Origin of the sequence: Ensifer sp. BR816 (assembly GCF_000378985.1) — a bacterium.
Lineage (GTDB): Bacteria > Pseudomonadota > Alphaproteobacteria > Rhizobiales > Rhizobiaceae > Sinorhizobium.
This window is the reverse complement of record NZ_KB905370.1, coordinates 3,779,329-3,793,768: the sequence shown is the minus strand read 5'-3', so window position 1 is coordinate 3,793,768 and position 14,440 is coordinate 3,779,329. Positions and strand designations below refer to the sequence as shown.

11 protein-coding genes are annotated in these 14,440 nt (G+C 61.1%); 10 read left to right on the top strand and 1 reads right to left on the bottom strand.

Going from position 1 to position 14,440, the window contains the following annotated elements; translation table 11 throughout:
• Nucleotides 1-205: 205 nt before the first annotated feature.
• From RHIBR816_RS0118240 to glcF, 8 genes are all read left to right on the top strand, one after another.
• Nucleotides 206-1,192, top strand: a complete 987-nt coding sequence (locus tag RHIBR816_RS0118240; protein ID WP_018238020.1) for a LacI family DNA-binding transcriptional regulator — start codon at nt 206-208, stop codon at nt 1,190-1,192.
• Between the two features lie 171 nt (nt 1,193-1,363).
• The gene (locus RHIBR816_RS0118235; RefSeq protein WP_018238019.1) at nt 1,364-2,902 is read left to right on the top strand and encodes a sugar ABC transporter ATP-binding protein; all 1,539 of its coding nucleotides are present in this window, start codon (nt 1,364-1,366) and stop codon (nt 2,900-2,902) included.
• 179 nt (nt 2,903-3,081) lie between these two features.
• The gene (locus RHIBR816_RS0118230) at nt 3,082-3,867 is read left to right on the top strand and encodes a LamB/YcsF family protein (protein WP_018238018.1); all 786 of its coding nucleotides are present in this window, start codon (nt 3,082-3,084) and stop codon (nt 3,865-3,867) included.
• The gene (locus tag RHIBR816_RS0118225) at nt 3,860-5,458 is read left to right on the top strand and encodes an urea amidolyase family protein (protein WP_018238017.1); all 1,599 of its coding nucleotides are present in this window, start codon (nt 3,860-3,862) and stop codon (nt 5,456-5,458) included. The genes RHIBR816_RS0118230 and RHIBR816_RS0118225 overlap by 8 nt, the downstream gene beginning before the upstream one ends.
• A complete protein-coding gene (locus tag RHIBR816_RS0118220) occupies nt 5,455-7,161 on the top strand; it encodes a biotin carboxylase N-terminal domain-containing protein (protein WP_018238016.1) in 1,707 nt (568 codons plus the stop codon). The genes RHIBR816_RS0118225 and RHIBR816_RS0118220 overlap by 4 nt, the downstream gene beginning before the upstream one ends.
• 166 nt (nt 7,162-7,327) lie before the next feature.
• Entirely contained in the window at nt 7,328-8,785 is a 1,458-nt protein-coding gene (locus tag RHIBR816_RS0118215; protein WP_026187145.1) for an FAD-linked oxidase C-terminal domain-containing protein, read from the top strand.
• Nucleotides 8,776-9,933: an FAD-binding protein gene (locus RHIBR816_RS0118210; protein ID WP_018238014.1), complete on the top strand. Its 1,158-nt coding sequence runs from the start codon at nt 8,776-8,778 to the stop codon at nt 9,931-9,933. The genes RHIBR816_RS0118215 and RHIBR816_RS0118210 overlap by 10 nt, the downstream gene beginning before the upstream one ends.
• A gap of 1 nt (nt 9,934) precedes the next feature.
• Nucleotides 9,935-11,266, top strand: a complete 1,332-nt coding sequence (gene glcF, locus RHIBR816_RS0118205) for a glycolate oxidase subunit GlcF (RefSeq protein WP_018238013.1) — start codon at nt 9,935-9,937, stop codon at nt 11,264-11,266.
• A 9-nt stretch (nt 11,267-11,275) separates the two neighbouring features.
• On the opposite strand, the gene bhcR is transcribed toward glcF, so the two are convergent.
• Nucleotides 11,276-12,085, bottom strand: coding sequence for an HTH-type transcriptional regulator BhcR (gene bhcR, locus RHIBR816_RS0118200; RefSeq protein WP_018238012.1), 810 nt, complete (start codon nt 12,083-12,085; stop codon nt 11,276-11,278).
• 197 nt (nt 12,086-12,282) lie between these two features.
• Between bhcR and bhcA the strand changes: the two genes are divergently transcribed.
• Nucleotides 12,283-13,473 carry an L-aspartate--glyoxylate aminotransferase BhcA gene (gene bhcA / locus RHIBR816_RS0118195; protein WP_018238011.1) on the top strand — a complete coding sequence of 397 codons (1,191 nt, stop codon included), beginning with the start codon at nt 12,283-12,285 and terminating at the stop codon, nt 13,471-13,473.
• 12 nt (nt 13,474-13,485) lie between these two features.
• Entirely contained in the window at nt 13,486-14,433 is a 948-nt protein-coding gene (gene bhcB / locus RHIBR816_RS0118190; RefSeq protein ID WP_026187144.1) for a beta-hydroxyaspartate dehydratase BhcB, read from the top strand.
• Nucleotides 14,434-14,440 lie beyond the last annotated feature (7 nt).

The following is a 14,440-nucleotide window of genomic DNA, read 5'->3' as shown; positions in this document are numbered from 1 at the left end:
TAATCGTTGACATCGGCATTTTGCATAGTGTACACGTTTACATTACGGAAATTGAAAAATTCATGCACGTTTGGACGCGAGTGGCAGAGCGCTTGAAAGGTGGGCTTTCGCCGAGTGGCAGGGCCCCTTCAATCATGGAACCAAGAGCACTTGCAATCCAAGTGGGGCGAACGCGGACCTCCTCGAAACATCTGGACAAAATGAAATGGCCAAGCCGCCGACCATCCGCGATGTAGCACGCCTTTCCGGGGTTTCCACCGCCACGGTTTCGCGGTTCTTCACAGGCAAGACGAGCGCGATTGCTCCCGAGACAATTGAGAGTGTACGCAGTGCCGCAGAGGAGCTCGGTTACACGCCCTCGGAGATCGGTCGCTCGCTCCGACTGGCGAGCAGCCGGGTCGTGATGATGCTGGTGCCCGATGCCACCAACCTCTTTACCGCCGATGTCGCAGCGTCGGTTGAGAATGCGCTCAAAGGCATTGGACTTTCATTGGTGCTCGCAAACACGGCTGAAAACGCTGAGAAGCAGGACGGCCTGCTCGCAGATGCGCAGGGCCTGCGTGCGCGAGCGATCGTTCTACAGGGCGCAATGGATACACCGCGATTGCGCGAGATGGCCGAGCGGCAAAACAACCTCATATTCGTGAATCGCCGGCCCGCGCCCGGCATTGTCGCTCCCTATGTCGGGATTGATAACTTCGCTGCCGGCTTCGCGGTCGGACGCTATTTCATCGAGCATGGCTACGAGAACTGCGTGGCAATCCACGGGCCACGACATTATCCGGGAAGCAGTCGGCGCCTTGAAGGCTTTCTCGCCGGTGTCGGCGAGATGCGCCAAGTCCTCCGGTTCGAGTGCGCTTTCACGATGGAGGCCGGCTACCAGCAAGGTTCGCTTCTTCTGGCTGACCGCAGCCGTCGATACACAGTCTTCTGCGCCAACGACATGATCGCCTACGGTGTTTATCGGGCCGCCATGGAGAGGAACATGCGGATTCCCGAAGAGCTGATCATCTTCGGGTTCGACGACAATCGCGTGAACGGGTGGCTTGCTCCTTGGCTCACGACCGTCAAGGTTCCGGCGTTCGATTTCGGCCCTGCGATTGCGGAGCTGATCAACGAAACGCCCGCCACGAACGATCACAACCGAACCGTCATCCTGCCGTTTTCACTGACGATCCGGCAGTCTGCTTAGAGGAGCAGCAAAGAGGGCCGGAGCAACAGCACTTGCCGGACACCAAAGTGCAGCGGGGAAAAGAAGAAAATGAATGAGATCGCCAATACGGTCTCGGGCGAGTTTCAAAGTTGCGGCGCATCAATTCTATCAGGTCCTACGCCGAAGGGCGGAGCGTGAAAGGCTAACAGCATGCTGTCACCATCTACAATCAAGGTCGTTCGCGAAACGGGTGCGCTGCCTAACTCCGAGTATCTCTTGGAGGTCGAAAACGTCCGCAAGGAATTTGCGGGGGTCGTTGCGCTCGACAATGTCTCATTCCGGGTTCGCCGCGGCAGCGTGCATGCGCTCATGGGCGAGAACGGTGCCGGCAAGTCGACATTGATGAAGATCATTGCCGGGATCTACACGCCGGATGCCGGGGAATTTAAGTGGCGCGGCCAATCGATCCGGCTGAACAGCCCGCTCGACGCGCTCGACAACGGAATCGCCATGATCCACCAAGAGCTCAACCTCATGGCGCCGATGACGGTCTCGGAAAACGTATGGATTCGCCGCGAGCCGAAGAACCGATTTGGCTTTATCGACCACGACGAGTTGCGCCGCCGCACGCTGGAACTCTTCGACCGCCTCGGGATCGATATAGACCCGGACGAACAAGTCGGTAAGCTCTCCGTCGCCAGCCGACAAATGGTCGAGATCGCGAAAGCGGTTTCCTATGAATCAGACGTCCTGATCATGGACGAGCCTACCTCGACTCTGACCGAGCGTGAGGTGGAGCACCTTTTCCGGATCATCCGAACACTCAGGGAAGCCGGAAAGGGGATCATCTACATAACGCATAAGATGAACGAGCTTTTCGAAATTGCCGATGAGGTCTCGGTCTTTCGTGACGGCAAGCACATCGCGACCAGAGCCGCCAACGAGGTCACCCGCGACGACGTTATTCGAATGATGGTTGGTCGCGAGCTCTCGCAGATGTTTCCGAAGACACCCGCCCCGATTGGCGACGTCGTCCTGAGAGTGAGCAATCTCGGACTGGCCGGCCTCTTCGAGGGCATTTCCTTCGACTTACGAGCCGGCGAGATCCTCGGCATCGCGGGCCTGGTTGGTGCGGGGCGTTCCAATATAGCCGAGACGATCTTTGGCGTCACCCCGGCGACCTCGGGTACTATCGAGATTGGTGGCAAGAAGGTGGTTGTGGATTCGCCTGCTGTCGCCATGGAACATGGCATGGCCTTCCTCACCGAAGAACGCAAGGAGTCCGGCTGTTTTCTGCTTCTCAACATCCAGGAAAACATGCAGATGGCGGCGCTGCGCAGCGGCTATGTCCGGCGCGGCTTCGTCGATCAAACACGGCTGTCCCGCGACTGTGATGCTATGACAAGCGCGCTGAGGGTCAAAACCCCAAACATGGAGGAGTTGATCCTGAATCTCTCCGGAGGCAATCAGCAGAAGGTACTCATCGCCCGCTGGCTGTTGACGAAGCCGCGCATCCTCATACTTGACGAGCCTACCCGGGGTATCGACGTCGGCGCTAAGGCGGAAATCCACCGCATGATCTCTAATCTTGCCGGCGAAGGCCTGGCGGTGATCATGATCTCCTCGGAGATGCCCGAGATCCTCGGGATGAGCGACCGTGTCATGACTATACGTCAGGGGCGTTTGTCCGGCATTTTGGATCGCGCGGAAGCCGATCAGGTAAAGATCATGGAGCTTGCAGCACAATGACCACCACGGTGGCGGCAGAGACCCGCTGAAGCGACTGGTGTGCATCGACTGGGACCGGTGCCACGAAAAACAAAGATCTGACCTGTGCAAGGTCCACGAAACCTTCCATCGGCAGGTCTTCAGCGTTCGTGAGCTAAGGTCTTAACCGCATCAAGAAACCACTCGAAACAGGCTGTGATATGGCAAGCATCGATCTCAATAGCGATCTCGGCGAAAGTTTCGGCCCCTGGCCGATGGGTGACGATGCCTCGATGCTCGGCATTGTCACCAGCGCCAACATTGCCTGCGGCTTTCATGCAGGCGATCCGGCGGGCATCCTTACGGTTTTACGTGAGGCCGCGCGACGCGGCGTCTCGGTTGGCGCCCATATCGGCTATCGAGACCTGGTCGGCTTCGGCCGGCGCAACATGGACCCCTCGAGCGCCGAGCTCGTAGGCGATACGATCTACCAAATCGGCGCGCTGCAGGGCCTCGCGAAGGCCGCCGGCACCGAAGTTCGCTACGTCAAGCCGCACGGAGCGCTTTATAATACTATCGCCAACGATATGCGCCAAGCGGACGACGTGATTGCCGGGATCAAGGCGGTCGATCCCTCGCTGATACTCATGGCGCTCGCGGGTGCCCCGATTGTCGAGCAAGCCCGCGCGGCTGGGTTGACGGTCGTGTGCGAGGCCTTCGCCGATCGCGCCTACAACGGCGACGGCAGCCTTGTCAGTCGCCGGCTGCCGGGCGCGGTCATCCACGACGCTGAGGTCGTCGCGACGCGGATGCTCCGCATGGTCAGCGAGCATCGGATCACCGCGATCGACGGCACCGACATGGTCCTCGAAGCGCAATCCATTTGCATCCACGGTGACACGCCCTCCGCCGTTGCACTCGCCCGGGCGGTGCGCGACAGACTCATCGCAAGCGGCGTCGAGCTGAAGCCCTTTGCTGGCTCGATCCGGGATTTGGCTAATGCCTGACCGCTGCCTACGGTTTCTGCCCGCCGGCGCTGATGCTCTTCTGGTCGAATTGGACGACCTGGAAACGACGCTGACGTTACTCGATAGTTTGTTGGCCACCCGGCCGGATGGGGTGAAGGAGTTCGTTCCGGCCGCACGCACCGTGATGATCCGCTTCGACCCGCTCGTCACCGACCGCTCCGCGATCGCCGCATTCGTTGCGCGGATCGATCTTTCGATGCGGAGTGTGCGGCAGGGCGAGACGTTCGATATTCCAGTGACCTATGACGGTGAGGATTTGGGCGACATTGCCGAATTTCTCGGCTGGCCGGTGGAAGAACTCATCCGCCGCCACACCGACGCGACCTACACCGTAGCCTTCACCGGCTTCGCACCGGGTTTCGCCTACATGACCTGCGATGATCCCGCGTTCGACGTGCCGCGCCGCAAGACCCCCCGGGTGCGAATTCCGGCCGGTTCCGTGGCGATAGCCGGCACGTTCGGTGGCATTTATCCAACTGACAGCCCAGGCGGTTGGCAGCTTCTCGGCACAACACCGCTTTGCATGTGGGATACAGCCCGCCCCCGGGCGGCGCTGCTTGCCCCTGGCGATCGCGTGCGCTTTCGCGATATGGCCAAGGGCACCCTGGTGCCGGCCTCCGTGCCCGAACGGCAGGCGGACGTCGCGGCGCCGGGAGGGGGCTTGCGCGTTATCCGCGCCGACCGACCGGCGCTTTACCAGGACCTCGGCCGTCCCGGTCGGGCAGATCAGGGCGTCTCGAGGTCCGGCGCGCTCGATCGCGCCGCACTTCGCAACGCAAATCTCTGTGTCGGCAATCCGAGCGATACCGCGGCGATCGAGATCACTTTCGGGGGCTTCGCAGTCAGGGCCGACCGGCCCGTGACGCTGGCGTTAACGGGCGCGCCGTGCCCGCTGGAAATTCGCACGCCGGGCGGCCGCGCAGTCTCCGCCCCGTTTGCTCATCCGTTTGCGCTCGACGCCGGCGACGAGTTGACGCTCGGCGTGCCGAGCGAAGGGATGCGCAGCTATCTGGCGCTCCGCGGCGGCTTCGCTGTCGAGACTGTCCTCGAATCGGCCTCGATCGACACGCTGGCGAAGATCGGGCCACCGCCGATTGCTACGGGCGATGTCCTCGTTCCGGCGAGCGGACCGGCCGGCGCCGTCGACCCCCACCGGCCCGAACCGGACCACCTGCCGCGCGCGGGCGAGACCGTGTCTCTTGACGTGGTGCTCGGCCCGCGAACCGACTGGTTCACGGACGAAGGCGTGCAAACCTTTCTCTCGCAGGAGTGGGAGGTCACTGCCGAATCGAGCCGCGTCGGCGTGCGCCTCTCCGGGGCCGCACCGCTCGAACGACGCGACGCGGCGGAGCTTCCCTCCGAAGGCACGGCGCTCGGCTCGATACAGGTGCCACACAGCGGCCAGCCAGTGCTCTTCCTTGCCGACCACCCGCTGACCGGCGGCTATCCGGTGATCGGCGTGGTTGCAGCCCATCACCTCGATCTGGCCGGCCAGATCCCAATCGGCGCGCGCATCCGTTTCAATTCGATCGCCGCCTTCGATCCGCATATGAAGGATACCGACCGATGAAAAAGCTGCTCATCGCCAATCGCGGTGAAATCGCCATCCGCATCGCCCGGGCTGCGCGCGATTATGGCGTCGCCTCGGTCGCCATTTATGCGGATGCCGATGCGGCATCACTCCATGCCGAGATTGCCGACGAGGCCTACGGCCTCGGTCCCGGTCGCCCGGCGGAGACTTATCTCAACATCGAAAAGATCCTCGATATCGCCCGCCGGGCCGACGCCGACGCCGTCCATCCCGGTTATGGCTTCCTGTCGGAACGCACCGAATTCGCACAAGCGGTGATCGACGCGGGCCTTACCTGGGTCGGTCCCGCCCCCGAGGTCATAACAGCGCTCGGAGACAAGGTCGAGGCGCGGCGCATTGCGGCCAAGGTCGGGGCGCCTCTCGTCAAAGGTTCGGACGGTCCGCTCGCTTCGGCTGCCGAGGCGGTCGACTTCGCCAAGCAAGCCGGCCTGCCGCTTGCCATAAAGGCTGCTTTTGGGGGCGGGGGCCGCGGCATGAAGGTCGCACGGCGGCTGGACGAGGTCGGTGAACTGTTCGATTCAGCCGTGCGCGAGGCGAAGGAAGCCTTTGGCCGCGGTGAATGCTATGCGGAGCAGTTCCTCGACCGGCCCCGGCATATCGAGGCGCAGGTCATTGCCGACAGCCACGGCAACACGGTCGTCCTCGGTACGCGCGACTGCTCGCTGCAGCGGCGCAACCAGAAGCTCGTGGAAGAGGCTCCGGCTCCCTTCATCACCGCCGACCAGCGTGCGCGCATTCACGACGCCGCCCGCGCCATCTGCACGGAAGCCGGCTATACTGGGGCAGGGACCGTGGAGTTTCTGCTTTCGCAGAATGGGGTAATCTCGTTCCTCGAGGTGAATACGCGGCTTCAGGTCGAGCACCCGGTGACCGAAGAGACGACTGGCGTCGACATCGTCATCGAGCAATTGCGTATCGCTGACGGCCTGCCGCTCTCTGTCACAGAGACGCCTGAGCCGCGCGGCCATGCCTTCGAGTTCCGCATTAATGCCGAGGATCCTGGGCGAGGCTTCCTGCCCACTCCGGGCCTCATCACCCGCTTCCGCGCCCCTGCAGGGCCTGGCGTGCGCATTGATGCCGGCGTCGAGACTGGATCGGAGATCCCCGGCTTCTACGATTCCATGATGGCAAAGCTGATCGTCACGGGCGCCACCCGCGAGGAAGCGCTTATCCGGGCTCGGAGGGCGCTAGCCGAATTCCGCATCGAAGGGGTCGCCTCCGTGCTGCCTTTCCACCGAGCGGTGCTTGATGAGCGCGATTTCACCGGCGAGGACGGCTTCGGCGTCTTCACCAACTGGATCGAGACGGAGTTCCGCGGCTTGGAGCCTTCACCCCGCGTCGATCCGGCAGGAAGTGGGCTGATACGCAGCTTCGTCGAGATCGATGGGAAGCGGCACGCCATCGGCCTGCCCGCAGCCCTATTTTCCGGTCTGGGCGCCCCGCAGCTCGTGCAACAGGCTACGTCAGTAAGCGACGGCGGCGTGACCGCTCCGATTCCTGGCACGTTGCAGCAATGGTTGGTCGATGACGGAGCGGAAGTCGCGGAAGGCGACGCTGTCGCCGTTATCGAAGCGATGAAGATGGAAACTCGCATACTTGCACCGAAGGCGGGTCGGATCCGCATTAAGACCGAAGCGGGCGCGGTCGTCAGCCTCGGCGCAGAACTGGCCACGGTTGGCTGAGCCACACGGTTTCGTCACATGGCAAACCCCGAGCTCCGATGACCCGATCGCCCGTCCAGAGGTGCCAGCTTGGTGGTGCTCGCATCACTGCGATGGCGCGTTCAGGCGAGCAGGCGAGGGTCGTCGACCTCCTCGCTTACCGTTTCGATCACGAAGAGTATCTCTCATGTCAACCATAGCCATGCCTGAACCGGATGCCGGCGTCCTTGCGAGAGCACCCCAAATCATCGCGGCGCTTGAGGCTGCGCTGCCGGCAGGGACTGTCATCTCGAGCCCGGAGGAAACACGGGCCTATGAATGCGACGCGCTGACCGCGTATCGCTGTCCGCCTCTTGCAGTTGTGCTGCCGCGCACAACCGAGGAAGTGGCAACCGCCATGCGCGTCTGCCATGAGTTGCGTGTACCCGTCGTGCCCCGTGGAGCAGGGACATCGCTTGCTGGCGGCGCTTTGCCGACCGCGGACAGCGTCGTCATCGGCACCATGCGTTTGCGCGAAATACTCGAGGTCGACACCGCCAACCGCTTCATTCGTGTGCAGACGGGTGTAACGAACCTCGCCGTCAGCGCCGAACTGGAAGTCGAGGGCTTCTTCTACGCGCCTGATCCCTCCTCTCAGCTTGCTTGCACGATTGCCGGCAACATTGCGATGAATTCCGGCGGTGCGCACTGTCTTAAATATGGTGTTACCACGAACAATCTGATGGGTGTCCGAATCGTCATGGCCACGGGCGATATCGTCGAGCTTGGCGGCCCACTCCTGGGTGTGTCGGGCCTTGACCTCGTCGGTTTGATCTGTGGATCGGAGGGCCAGCTCGCCATTGTTACCGAAGCAACGCTCCGGATCGTGCCGAAGCCTGAAGGCGCACGGCCGGTACTGATCGGCTTCGACAGCGCCGAAACGGCTGGTGAGTGCGTAGGACGCATTATCCGATCGGGCCTGCTGCCCGTCGCGATCGAATATATGGACGACGTTTGCCTGCGTGCGGTCGAGGCCTTCGTCAAGGCGGGCTATCCGAATTGCGCAGCCGTGCTGATTGTCGAGGTGGAAGGCTCCGAGGCGGAAATCGACCATCAAATCGAGCGTATCCGTCTGATCGCCGAGGAGCTGAATCCGGTGGAGTTCCGTGCCAGCCGAACCGCCGAGGAAAGCTTGGCGATCTGGAAGGGGCGCAAATCGGCATTCGGGGCGATGGGCCGGCTCGGCGATTACCTGTGTCTCGATGGGACCGTGCCGGTATCGAAGCTCCCCCACACGCTCAAGCGCATCGGCGAGCTGTCGAAAGCGTATGGGTTGGAGGTCGCCAATGTTTTCCACGCAGGCGATGGCAACATGCACCCGCTGATCCTGTTCAACGCGAACGCGCCCGGCGAGCTCGAGCGAGCCGAAGAATTCGGCGCCGACATTCTTCGGCTTTGTGTCGACGCAGGAGGCTGCCTGACCGGCGAGCATGGGGTCGGAATCGAGAAGCGCGACCTCATGACGAAACAATATACGGCCGATGACCTGGCGATTCAGATGGAAATCAAGAGCGTCTTCGATCCCGCCTGGTTGCTCAACCCAGCCAAGGTCTTCCCACTCGAAGTCAGTCAGCCACATCGTGATGCGGCAGCGAGATGCCCATGATAACGAACAGCAGCGATCACGCGGCGACAGGGTTTTCGCCGCCCAGCGAGGCGGAGGTGGCTGGTATGATCGCCGAAAGCTATGCGCGGGCCGCACCCCTGCGGGTCGTCGGCGGGAGCACTCGTATCCGATCGGAGGCCATCGCGGCTGCTCAGACCCTTACCTCGCGACGCCTTAGCGGTATCGTGACCTATGAGCCCGGCGCGCTGACGCTGATTGCGCGCGCAGGAACGCCTATCGAGGAAATTGAGGCAACACTTGCCGCCGAGGGCCAAGCGTTCGCATTCGAACCGATGGACCATAGGGCGGTACTTGGCACCAAGGGGGCTCCCACAGTTGGTGGCATGGTTTCGGCCAACATCTCTGGCCCCCGCCGAATACATGCGGGTGCTTGTAGGGATCATCTCCTTGGCGTGCGGTTCGTCGATGGCAGAGGGCGGATCATCAGGAATGGTGGCCGGGTGATGAAGAACGTCACTGGGCTGGACCTCGGCAAACTGCTCTGCGGCTCCCACGGAACTCTTGGCGTGTTGACCGAGGTCGCGCTGAAAACGTTGCCTGCCGCGGAAAGCCAACAGACGCTGGCCTTTCATGGCACTTCCGTGAAGGAGGCAACAGAAATCTTTGCGGCGGCACTCGCCACTCCCTTCGAGGTGTCCGGCGCCGCTTTTCGGTCCGGCACTGTCTGGCTCAGGGTCGAGGGGCTTTCCCCGCAGGTCGACTATCGTCGCGAAAGGTTGTCCGCACTCTTCCGCGATCGAGAGATCGACATATTGGGTGAACCTGCCAGCCGTGCGCTTTGGCGTGGATTGCGCGATCTGCACCATTTCGCGGGGTCGAGCGTACCGCTTTGGCGGATTCTGGTTAAGCCGAGCGAAGCTCCAGCGGTTGTGGCCCGTTTGCATGCGCTCGGCGGGGACGTGTCGCTGGACTGGGGTGGCGGATTGATTTGGTTTGAGAGTAACGCCAATGGCTCTGCGGTCCGTCACGCAGCCGGTGTGGGGCAAGCTGCGCTGCTGCGCCGTGGCACGCTGCCGAACAGTGAGGGTTTTCCCGCCGAAGGAGCCTCTGTAGCTCGGCTCTCAGCTGCCTTGCGCCGGACTTTTGATCCCGCCGGAATTCTCAATCCCGGATTGATGGGTAAATGAGATGCAGACAAACTTCACCGACACACAGCTCGCCGATCCCGCCACGAGACGTTCGAACGAGATTCTGCGGTCTTGCGTCCACTGCGGCTTCTGCACAGCGACGTGCCCGACATACAAGGTGCTTGGCGACGAGCTCGATAGCCCGCGCGGTCGCATCTATCTGATCAAGGACATGTTGGAAAACAACAAGGTCCCTGACGAGCGAACGGTAATGCATATCGACCGCTGCCTTAGTTGTCTGAGCTGCATGACGACCTGCCCCTCGGGTGTGAATTACATGCATTTGATCGATCATGCGCGCGAGTATATCGAGAAGACCTACAAACGCCGGTGGGAAGAGAGAGCTCTCCGTTGGCTTTTGGCAAAAATTCTGCCGCATCCCGGCCGGTTTCGGCTGGCGCTGATCGGTGCAAGACTCGCCCGCCCCTTCAGGAAATTTCTCCCCGACGCTCGCCTGAGGGCCATGTTGGAGATGGCGCCCGATCATATTCCGCCGGCCAGCGAGAATGACAGACCACAAAGCTTTTCGGCGATCGGCGCGCGTCGCAAGCGTGTTGCCCTGCTCATTGGTTGTGCGCAGCGCGCCCTGAACACGGATATCAACGATGCCACGATCAGGCTGCTACGGCGCCATGGCTGTGAGGTCGTAATCCCGAAGGGCATGGGCTGCTGTGGTGCCCTGACGCATCACATGGGCAAGGTCGAAGAAAGTCATACAATGGCCGCGGCGAACGTCCGTGCGATTGTCCACGAACTCGACGGCGAAGGTCTGGATGCCGTGGTCATAAACACGTCGGGTTGCGGGACGACGGTAAAGGACTATGCCCATCTGTTGCGAAACCATGCGATCGCCGACGATGCATCTCGCGTCGCCGCTCTCGCCAAAGACGTAACGGAAATCATGGCCAACCTCGGCTTGAACGACCCATTCCACGCCGAGCCGCTACGCGTGGCCTATCATGCTGCTTGTTCGCTGCAGCATGGCCAGCAGATCCGCTCCGCCCCGAAAGAGTTGCTTCGGGCGGCAGGCTTCGAAGTCGTGGAGCCGCGTGACAGCCATATCTGCTGTGGATCTGCTGGGACGTATAATCTGATGCAGCCGGCAATATCGTCTGAACTCAGAATTCGTAAAGTAGCGACGATCGAAGCCACTCGCCCTCAGGTGATCAGTGCCGGCAACATCGGCTGCATGATGCAGATCGGCTCCGCGACCGAAATACCTCTTGTTCACACTGTCGAATTGCTCGACTGGGCCACAGGTGGACCGAAACCCCGTAGCATCGCCAATTCCGTTGCCGTGAAAATGCGGGAATTGCCAGCATGTAGGTGTTGAGGTTTCCGGCTATGGCGCTCCTAAACGCCGCGACACCATCTTCGCGGCATTCCTTACTCGTTCGCCGATTTGTTGCACTTGCCTGTCCGGCATTCTATGCGTTGGGCCTGAAACGGAAATGCCGGCCACCGCTTCGCCGTGCACATTCAAGATCGGGGCTGCAACACAACGCATCCCCTTGGTTCGCTCCTCGTCATCCAACGCATAGCCTCGGTCTTTCGTGACGCGCAGTTCTTCTTCCAATTGAACGATCGACCGAACGGTATTCGCAGTGAACCGCTCCAAGGTGGTCTTCTTGAAAAGTGAAGCGAGACGGCTGTCGTCATATGTGCTGAGCAACGCCTTTCCTATTCCCGAGGCATGCAGGGGAGACAGTGTCCCTGGCGGGAAGAATGCCCTGATCGATTCGTGAGTTTCGACCTGGCTGATGAAGAGGACATTGCCGTCCTTCTCGATGCCAAGGTTCGAGGTCTCTCCCGTCTCCAGCATCAGCTCCCGCATGATTGGGCGGCTGCGTTCCACAACGTTGGTACGACGAAGAAACGCGGAGCCGAGCCGATAGGCCTCGGGGCCGATATGCCAGACCTGCCGGTCGGGGCTGATCTCGACGAATTCACGACGTTCCAACGTCGAGAGTACCCGATGCATCGTGGCGGCCGATTGGCTGAGATGGGCGGCAAGTTCCGACAACGTCAGTCCCTCGGGCGAGGCCAGAGCCTCCAGCACGTCCAAGGCGCGGTCGAGAGACTGGATGACGCTCGGGGACTCGGGGGCATTGAACCCTTTCGGGCGACCTCTTCGCCGCTTTGCTGGCTGCATTGCTTTTCACCTCCGCCAAGTGATCCAATATTTGAATGCCAGATATGAAAAATCAATCCGCATAATGAAAAATTATAACATGCTGATTTCAACCGATAAAGATTGAATGTATGGCGTTTTGAAAAATACTTTCAAAAAAATTTACCGCGTCGGAACGGCGTGTTATCAATATTTCCAGCTTGAGGAGGACGCCCCCCATGTACCTGCAAAACCCGGTCTTCATTCCAGGTCCGACCAATCTGCCGGAGGTGCTGCGCAAGGCGTCGGATATGCCGACCATCGACCATCGCTCGCCCTTGTTTGGAGAGATTTTGCGTCCTGCCCTCGCAGGCGTAAAAAAGGTCGTGAAGTCCGAAGCTGCTTCGATTTTCGTTTTCCCTGCAACGGGCACCGGCGGATGGGAGACGGCGATCACAAACACCCTCAGTCCCGGTGACCGCGTTCTCGTGGCTCGCTATGGAATGTTCAGCCATCGCTGGATCGACATGTGCAAGAGGCATGGCCTCGACGTTAGTGTTATCGAAACGCCGTGGGGCAGCGGCGCCCCGGTCGATCGGTATGAGGAAATGCTGACCGCCGACAAGGCGCACCAGATCAAGGCCGTCTTGGTCACGCATAACGAGACCGCAACGGGGGTCAAGTCGGATATCGCCGCGGTTCGGCACGCCCTCGATTCAGCTCGCCACCCGGCCATGCTGTTCGTCGACGGTGTCAGCTCCATTGCTTCAATGGAGTTTCGCATGGACGATTGGGGCGTCGACGTTGCTGTGACCGGCTCGCAGAAAGGCTTTATGCTACCTGCCGGGCTAGCAATCACCGCATTCTCTCCCAAGGCCTTGGCGGCGCTCGAAACGGCCAAGCTGCCGCGCACTTTCTTCGACGTTCGCGATATGTCGAAGAGCTATGAGAACAACGCCTACCCCTATACCCCCGCCGTCGGGCTGCTGAACGGCCTGAAGGTCTCAACGGAGATGCTGCTGGCGGAAGGCCTTGAGAACGTATTCGCGCGCCACAACCGCATAGCAGCGGGAATCCGTGCGGCCGTGCGTGCCTGGGGTCTGGAGCTCTGCGCGAGCAGCGAGGACCTTTACTCGGACACTGTCAGCGCAATTCGAACCCCTGACGGCTTCGACGCTACATCCGTCGTTACCCACGCGGCGAAGAAATATGACGTGGCCTTCGGTGTTGGGCTGGGAGAGGTCGCCGGCAAGGTGTTCCGCATCGGGCATCTCGGCAGCCTGACGGACGTGATGGCCCTTTCGGGCATCGCGACGGCGGAGATGGTCATGGCGGATCTTGGTCTTGGCATCAAGCTCGGTTCTGGGGTTGCCGCCGCCCAGGAATACTACCGCAAAAACCAGGTTTCAGGGGACCGGGGAGCCGCCTGAGAGGCCATGACGATGTATATCCCGACGCTTTTCGACGTGGATGAAGCGCATGCGCGCATCAAGCCGCACATTCATCGCACCCCGGTTCTCACCTCGCGTTGCATCAACTCCCTTGCCGGGGCGGAGCTTTTCTTCAAGTGCGAAAATCTTCAGAAGGCGGGCGCCTTCAAGGCCCGTGGCGCATCAAACGCCGTTTTCGGGCTAAGTGATGAGCAGGCGGCGAAGGGCGTTGCCACCCATTCCTCGGGCAATCATGGGACCTGTTTGGCCTATGCGGCGGGACGGCGCGGAATACCTTGCACCGTCGTCATGCCCCGTACCGCGCCGCAAGCGAAGAAAGATGCTGTCCGCGGTTACGGTGCCAAGGTTGTCGAGTGTGAGCCGTCAACATCCTCCCGGGAAGCTGTCTTTGCCGAAGTCGTCGCCGCGACCGGCGCGGAATTCGTGCATCCCTATAACGATGCGCGCGTCATCGCCGGTCAGGCAACCTGCTCGAAGGAGCTGATCGAACAGGTCGCGGGTCTCGATGCGGTGATCGCTCCCATCGGCGGCGGCGGCATGGTTTCGGGAACCTGCCTCACGCTGTCGAACCTGGCGCCGCACATCAAGATCTACGCGGCCGAGCCGGAGCAGGCAGATGATGCATACCGGAGCTTCAAGGCAGGGCACATCATTGCCGACGACGCACCAGTTACCGTGGCTGACGGCCTGAAAGTGCCTCTCAAGGATCTGACGTGGCACTTCGTCAGGAGCCACGTCACCGACATCCTGACGGCCTCGGAGGCAGAGATCGTCGACGCGATGAAGCTTATCTGGAAGCGAATGAAGATCATCATGGAGCCTTCCAGCGCCGTGCCGCTCGCGACCATTTTGAAGAACAAGGATCTGTTTGCCGGCAAGCGTATCGGCGTGATCATCACCGGCGGCAATGTCGACCTTGACAAGTTGCCTTGGCAATAGGGGAGAG

Coding starts and splice junctions, on each gene's coding strand:
- bhcA (WP_018238011.1), top strand. CDS start 12,283: ATGTACCTGCAAAACCCGGTCTTCATTCCAGGTCCGACCAATCTGCCG.
- RHIBR816_RS0118235 (WP_018238019.1), top strand. CDS start 1,364: ATGCTGTCACCATCTACAATCAAGGTCGTTCGCGAAACGGGTGCGCTG.
- glcF (WP_018238013.1), top strand. CDS start 9,935: ATGCAGACAAACTTCACCGACACACAGCTCGCCGATCCCGCCACGAGA.
- RHIBR816_RS0118210 (WP_018238014.1), top strand. CDS start 8,776: ATGCCCATGATAACGAACAGCAGCGATCACGCGGCGACAGGGTTTTCG.
- RHIBR816_RS0118220 (WP_018238016.1), top strand. CDS start 5,455: ATGAAAAAGCTGCTCATCGCCAATCGCGGTGAAATCGCCATCCGCATC.
- RHIBR816_RS0118215 (WP_026187145.1), top strand. CDS start 7,328: ATGTCAACCATAGCCATGCCTGAACCGGATGCCGGCGTCCTTGCGAGA.
- bhcR (WP_018238012.1), bottom strand. CDS start 12,085: ATGCAGCCAGCAAAGCGGCGAAGAGGTCGCCCGAAAGGGTTCAATGCC.
- RHIBR816_RS0118225 (WP_018238017.1), top strand. CDS start 3,860: ATGCCTGACCGCTGCCTACGGTTTCTGCCCGCCGGCGCTGATGCTCTT.
- RHIBR816_RS0118240 (WP_018238020.1), top strand. CDS start 206: ATGGCCAAGCCGCCGACCATCCGCGATGTAGCACGCCTTTCCGGGGTT.
- RHIBR816_RS0118230 (WP_018238018.1), top strand. CDS start 3,082: ATGGCAAGCATCGATCTCAATAGCGATCTCGGCGAAAGTTTCGGCCCC.
- bhcB (WP_026187144.1), top strand. CDS start 13,486: ATGTATATCCCGACGCTTTTCGACGTGGATGAAGCGCATGCGCGCATC.